The following is a 6,439-nucleotide window of genomic DNA, read 5'->3' as shown; positions in this document are numbered from 1 at the left end:
TCACGAAAAAATGTTCCCCTCTTTCCCACCAATGCGCAAATGCGAAAGCACAACGCTCCAAGCAAGCTCTTACCCCCAAACCTCTCTCGACATCTACACTCGATTTTCAAGTACCGTAAATATCTTATTAACTTTTTATAATGCTTTCACCTTTAAGGCTCTGAAGCACTTTAATATTCTTCATCACTTATTAAAACACATCCTCCCTTACGCGCCGGAATGATAGAAAAACATAAGCAACCAAAAGCCATCGGCTCAAAATACGATCTTACTCTCATTTTAACCCCACAGCTTTTTTTCACCAATTTCCTTCGATCACAAAAAGACTCCTCAACACTCACCCGCCTCTTCTATTCTATTGTCTCAAACACCCATCATCTTGCACCAGTTTTTCATAAAGTCCTCACTTTTCACGTTACGCTTTACTATTCTTCTTCATCCGTTATTTGCGAAGGTGGCGGTAAAATATAAACACCTGAAAGCCATCGATTTAAATCAATAGCTCGACATCGTGTTGAACAGAAGGGATAGCTGTTTTGTTGTGCCATCTTACCACAAATTGGACAAGGATGTGGAGGGCGGATTTGAGATGTTTCTGTTAAGTCTGACTTTTTAGACATTTTATATATCTTTGCTCTTTATTAACGATGCATAATGAGCGACACGTGCCTCACAAACTTTTTTAATGTTTTTTATTATGTCTCTCACCTTTTATTTCTCACGCGTTCATTTTTTCTCTTGCATGAGTTTTACAGGGCTCCTCCAGTCCAATGCGGAAGGGGAGAATAATGATAAGCTGTTAAAAGATCCATTGTTTCAGCCAATGGAAGTCCCACAACATTGGAATAAGATCCAGAGATATGGACAACAAAAGCACCGGCTTTTCCTTGAATAGCGTATCCCCCAGCTTTTCCCTCCCATTCTCCAGAAGCAAGGTAAGCCTCCATCACAGCAGTATTCAAGCGTTTAAATCGGACATGACTTTCGACCAATTTTACGGTTATTTTTCCATATTCATTCAAAGCACAAATAGCGCCATAAACCTTGTGAGAGCGCCCAGAAAGGAAACGCAAACATTCATAAGCCTCGTCTTCACCTTCAGGTTTAGGCAGGATAGTACGCCCCACAGCCACCACCGTATCAGCGGCCAAGATGACCATTTTCTGCGCGGCAAACTCTTTTTGATCATTTTGACTTCGCCACAACAACACCTCACGTGCTTTAAGCGCTTTTTCCTTAGCCAAACGTTTTGCAAGATTTGCAGGATGTTCTCTTAATTGTGGTGTTTCATCGATATTGGTTGCATAGACTTCATGCGGATCAAGACCGATTTGCGCTAAAAGAGCCAAGCGACGTGGTGAAGCAGAGGCAAGGATAAAATGGATTTCTTTAAAAGTATTTTCCTTCAAATGCTCTTTTCCTAAGAAGATTTTCTTTAAGCTTCTCATTTTCCCCCTCAGAATAATTTGAACTCACCACCCAGTTTGTTTTAGCGTTCTTGATATAGGCTTGCTATGGACTTCATGCATTTTAAAGATCACTTTCACGTTTTTCCTCTGAGCTTTTCCCTTCAATAAAAAATGATTAAAAAACCACAGGATTACTTTTGAGAGGAAAACAGAAACACTGATATGCTATTTATAGCGATATATAATACGCCCTTTTGTTAAATCATAAGGCGTCATTTCTACCATAATTTTATCACCAGCCAAAACACGGATACGATTTTTCCGCATTCTTCCCGCGGTATGGGCAATAATTTCATGATCATTTTCTAATTTCACGCGAAACATTGCATTGGGTAAAAGTTCGGTGACGACACCAGAAAATTCCAAAACTTCTTCTTTTGACATAAATAATTATTTCCTTTATGGTTTTTATGGTTTTTGGGTTGTGCGCTGTTTTTCAGCGTTCATACATTATTTTCTTCGTTTTGTGAACAAAATTTAACAAAAAGGAAAATGGTTTTTTTATGTTTGTTCTCTCAACACTTCAAAAACTGTTTCTCTTAGATACCGTTCAATAGATGTTCTTTCAACGTCTCTTTAACGTTTCAGCAGTGATATTGGCACCATTTTTGAATGATTTAATCCTTTTTTTGAATATTCTCCAAAATTCTTTATTCCTGTGTCGACATATTTCTTGTATTCTCAAAAAGTTCACTCCTCTCACCAGCGCACTTCTCTGATACTCTCACCACACACATCCATACACCATTCCTCTTAAACTTCTCCCCTACATTCACGCCTCATACGCATCTCCCATACGCACACACACCATATCCCAACATGAGCAAAACCAATATCACGCTGTTTTTCACAGAGAAACGGTTTTTTATGTTTTTAAGATTCTACAGAAAACTGTAAATACGCCTCTGATCAAAAACGGAACAGATTTTTCAACCTTATAAGAATATGACACGTGAAAATAAACACAAATAAACCAGCAGATGTTCCATTTATTCACGCCCCTCACACCCTTTATGCCCTACTAACGCAACCCTCTGATACCTCCCCCACCCACACCAGCTCGATTAGCCACTTCACCTGACATCCTCACCATGCCCCCTTACATTTCCACACCACAAGACGGTTCCCAACACGTATCGCCCCCTGATATCCTCACCCTCACGCTGCATCCCTCTTCCCCACCACGAAAAAATTCTCAACACACATTCATCTCTCAAACACAGTAAACATCCCATAAAAGACTTTCCCCTCTCCAGCCCCAAACATGGTTCCAACCATCCCCGATGGGCGACATTCCTATTGTCCCCTTCACAAAAAACATTCCCCCTCTCTTTCATCAATACGCAAAATGCCAAAACACCCTCACACAAGCTCTTACCCTCACGGCTTTCGCACCGCTCACACTCCGTTTTCAAGCATTCACATCTCACACAAGCTTCCCCCCATATCTCAACTGGAATATCCAATCCTCTCTCCCATCAGCGAAGCACCAAAGCGGCATCAAAAACCCCCATACATGGACCTGCCATATTCACCTCTCATACACTCCACCCTGATACCCTTACCACACACGCTACCCCCTTACATTGCCACACCACAAGACGGCTCCCAACACGTATCGCCCCCCCTGACATCCTCATTCTACACTCACCATCTTCCACCCGAAACAACCGCCCAATAACATCCTCACCCTGCACGCCTCCCACACCTTCCCATAAACGCATCTCCCATAAGCACGCACTCCATATGATATGCAGTATTGCTTGTGTCACTAAAAAAAAGAGAAGCTCAAACTTTACGGATTAAAGATATCGATACTTTTACGAGAATGACCTTCAACAAAAGAAGATTTATAAAACAGGCAAAATTCTTTTAGCAATCCTGATGATATCAATCACTTTTTATTAACCATAAGGTCATCCCCCAACATAGCCACCAACAGGGGCAAGACAAATAGCCTTATGTTTTCACAGAGAAACACTTTTTTATGTTTTTAAGATTCTACAGAAAACTGTAAATGCGCCTCTGATCAAAAACGGAATAAATTTTTCAACCTTATAACAATATGACACGTGAAAATGAACACCAATAAACCCAACACATGTTTCATTTATTCACGCCCCTCACATCACGCCTTTACACCATTACTGACACACCACAAAGACAAATTCACTCTTCCCCAAAGCACCTCTCTGACACCTTTCCCCTAAAAGCCCACACTCACAGCCCACACATACGCCCCCCAACAGGGGCAAAACAAATATCCTTATGTTTTTATAGAGAAACGCCTTTCCATCTTTACGCTTTTAAGATTTTACAGAAAAGCGTAAATCCATGCAAAATATATCTCACAACACCATAACACTGTCTGACCACTCTTTTTTAAGGAATCTGATATTTTTTCGCGTTTTTAAAACCTTGGCATTATTTTCTCAAACCGATAGAGAACAGAGCTCTCTTTCAAAGAGTCGTGCTCCCTTTTTCCATACAACGCATTGTTTAACCACTTTGTCCTCTTTTGAAATGAAGACACCCAAGAAAATATAGTTCACCCCTCTTCATAAAATGATGACTCCTATCCTCTTTTAACGATGAAAAGCCTGCCTATATTTTGCACAAATCACTGATATTTCTGCAATAACGACCTTAAAACAACAACAAAAAGAATAGAGATATATTTTAGCTCTCTTTGCGTTATCAAGATCCCCTAATATTTCTTTTCTCAAAATGCGCCTTTTCCAATAAAAAGAGAGCAATGCTCTTACTAGCGTAAAATCAATATTTCAAAATACCTCCAGAGTGATCAGTGAAATTCTAAGTTTCATTTTTACAAAATAATAAGAAGACGCAAGGGAATTCTTTCCTTCTCAAAGAGAGGATATTTTCACCACAGCGTTTTCCCAGCGAAGATATGATAAAATTTTTTATTCATAAAGTCCTCGGCACTGTCTAAAATACGTTTTGCAAAACATCACAACACTGGAAACAGTACCTTGCCTCACACTTTTGTTTCTAGCACTCTTTCAATGGAGTTAGCTTTCTCACAGAAAACAGAATGCCATTGGATAGCAGATTCGCATATTTTTTTAAGAAACATGTCTCAAGGTCTCCAAGCGCATTCCACGATAGCATTATAATATAAGAATACTGCACCATCACCTTTACCCTCATAAAGGCGCGCTGAACACTCTCATTCTATCTGCCAACTCATGGGCGCATTGCAACATTCCTTATATCGGTTCATGATCGGTTTTTTTAGTCCTTTTTGGAACAGTTTTGCCCCACACACCAACCCCACTGATAACATATAAAGATATGATTTTGATTGCTTCAAGATAAACAGGTTGGAATAAGAGAATCTGACGACATTCGAGATTCTCCTTCAAGAGAAGATTATGATATATCCATATAAATCAATATATTATCAGTGATAATAAATGAGGTCTCATAAAAGGAACAAGACAGCTAGATGAGAGTTTTACCAAAGTTTTTTTACAAAAAAAAGAAGCAGCAATAGTATACATTGCCACCTCTTTTCTCATGGTTAAGATCTTTATCCGGAAAATTAACTACGAGATTCTTTTAAGATGAGGAAGGGAACCAGTTTGACAACAGTTCATATTCTACAGGATCATCGGCACATTGCCCACCTCCGCACTCAAGAATGGTAGAGAATAAGTTTGCAGCAATCAAGAATATAAATAGAAAACTTGCTGTTCTACTCAGCAAAGGAAAAGGAGAAAATGCTTTAAATTTATGTGCCAACTCACCCAAAATCATAAGAAAGGCAACAGCAAGGATACAAAGCACAGAAATAATGAAAGCCCATGTGTAAAAGTGCAGACCAAAGAATGTTGAACCATATCCCAGATCATCTGGCGTAATATGCAAAAACACTTGCCGAGCAGCAACGATACTGGTCACCATACAGCCAAGAATCACCATCCCATAATGCGTATTTTTCACTTTATAGTGAATATTAAGTAAAAACCCACAGCCAGCGAGCATCAAACCAACGCGCTGTAACAGACACAAAGGACAAGGCAGCTCAAACTTTACCAACTGGTAATAAAAAGCCACGGCTAAGGCAACTGATAATCCAATGAGTCCCAGTGTATTCATAAGTATAACAAAATGAGGGTTTTTTTGTTCAACCTGTTGCATGGCATTCCTCTTAAAAAGATAAGTTCAAAGTAGAAGTTGCATGATGATTAAAAGTAAGGAGAATAACAACTAATAGAATTGCCCATAAAGCATAACTGATATTTTTCTTACCATACACAGTTGTTATTGCAGCCCCTAAAGCGATTAAAAATGGAAAAAACATGGCATAAAGTCTCCTTTCTTACTTTGTGTACCATATTACAAAATTGGGCAAAAAAGAGACCCCAGAATTATTATTCACAATTGATCATATATTTTTTAAAAACAGCAGAAGAGATAAGAAAGCATATAGGAGACACCCCGTCCGCATCAACATCAGCGCTTGATAAGGTGTCTTTTTTAATCAATAAGCAAAAGAACATATTTCCCCCTCGCAACATGAAACTCAACAGGCTGGCAAAGAGACCACTACCACTTGTTCAATATCAAGGTTTTACATCCCTTATTTTATTATTCAACCATTCTTATTGTTAACTCACTTTTGCCATGAATTCCTTTTTTACCACAATGAGTGATCCAAATTGCTACACCACTCTTTCATGTTACGCTTATTTTTTTCTATTAGCAAACAAAAATTTTTTCTCATCTCAAGCCTTTCCTCTTTACAAAATCACCTCTCATCTTCACTTTCATACACTCCCCATACGCTCTCCTCTCACATTCTTCCCCATACACATACTCACACTTCCACCCCCCCCCCGCCTTACAGGCTTTACACCCCACTCACACAATCCAAAGGCAAATTTCCCCCTTCCAACAACCGCCCCAGACATCCTCACCCCACACTCCTTCCCATAAAAGCATTT

At 39.3% G+C, this 6,439-nt stretch carries 6 protein-coding genes; all 6 read right to left on the bottom strand.

The window, feature by feature from the left end; translation table 11 throughout:
- Positions 1 to 425: 425 nt before the first annotated feature.
- A complete protein-coding gene (gene yacG / locus ABID23_RS07500) occupies positions 426 to 620 on the bottom strand; it encodes a DNA gyrase inhibitor YacG (protein WP_354190820.1) in 195 nt (64 codons plus the stop codon).
- Between the two features lie 129 nt (positions 621 to 749).
- Positions 750 to 1,448, bottom strand: a complete 699-nt coding sequence (locus ABID23_RS07495) for a Maf family nucleotide pyrophosphatase (protein WP_354190818.1) — start codon at positions 1,446 to 1,448, stop codon at positions 750 to 752.
- A gap of 186 nt (positions 1,449 to 1,634) precedes the next feature.
- A complete protein-coding gene (gene infA / locus ABID23_RS07490; RefSeq protein ID WP_019222675.1) occupies positions 1,635 to 1,853 on the bottom strand; it encodes a translation initiation factor IF-1 in 219 nt (72 codons plus the stop codon).
- Positions 1,854 to 3,007: 1,154 nt separating this feature from the next.
- On the bottom strand, positions 3,008 to 3,193 hold the full coding sequence (locus tag ABID23_RS07485) for a hypothetical protein (RefSeq protein ID WP_354190816.1): 186 nt from the start codon (positions 3,191 to 3,193) through the stop codon (positions 3,008 to 3,010).
- Between the two features lie 1,858 nt (positions 3,194 to 5,051).
- On the bottom strand, positions 5,052 to 5,633 hold the full coding sequence (locus ABID23_RS07480) for a disulfide bond formation protein B (protein ID WP_354190815.1): 582 nt from the start codon (positions 5,631 to 5,633) through the stop codon (positions 5,052 to 5,054).
- A 10-nt stretch (positions 5,634 to 5,643) separates the two neighbouring features.
- Positions 5,644 to 5,796 carry a DUF5993 family protein gene (locus tag ABID23_RS07475; protein ID WP_354190813.1) on the bottom strand — a complete coding sequence of 51 codons (153 nt, stop codon included), beginning with the start codon at positions 5,794 to 5,796 and terminating at the stop codon, positions 5,644 to 5,646.
- Positions 5,797 to 6,439 lie beyond the last annotated feature (643 nt).

Source organism: Bartonella silvatica, assembly GCF_040545155.1.
Taxonomy (GTDB): domain Bacteria; phylum Pseudomonadota; class Alphaproteobacteria; order Rhizobiales; family Rhizobiaceae; genus Bartonella; species Bartonella silvatica.
Note: the sequence above shows the minus strand (reverse complement) of the source record. Positions and strands in the feature narration are given on the sequence as shown.

Bases quoted from the DNA above. Each gene is read 5' to 3' on its own strand.
- yacG (WP_354190820.1), bottom strand. From the start codon at position 620: ATGTCTAAAAAGTCAGACTTAACAGAAACATCTCAAATCCGCCCTCCA.
- ABID23_RS07495 (WP_354190818.1), bottom strand. From the start codon at position 1,448: ATGAGAAGCTTAAAGAAAATCTTCTTAGGAAAAGAGCATTTGAAGGAA.
- infA (WP_019222675.1), bottom strand. From the start codon at position 1,853: ATGTCAAAAGAAGAAGTTTTGGAATTTTCTGGTGTCGTCACCGAACTT.
- ABID23_RS07485 (WP_354190816.1), bottom strand. From the start codon at position 3,193: ATGCGTTTATGGGAAGGTGTGGGAGGCGTGCAGGGTGAGGATGTTATT.
- ABID23_RS07480 (WP_354190815.1), bottom strand. From the start codon at position 5,633: ATGCAACAGGTTGAACAAAAAAACCCTCATTTTGTTATACTTATGAAT.
- ABID23_RS07475 (WP_354190813.1), bottom strand. From the start codon at position 5,796: ATGTTTTTTCCATTTTTAATCGCTTTAGGGGCTGCAATAACAACTGTG.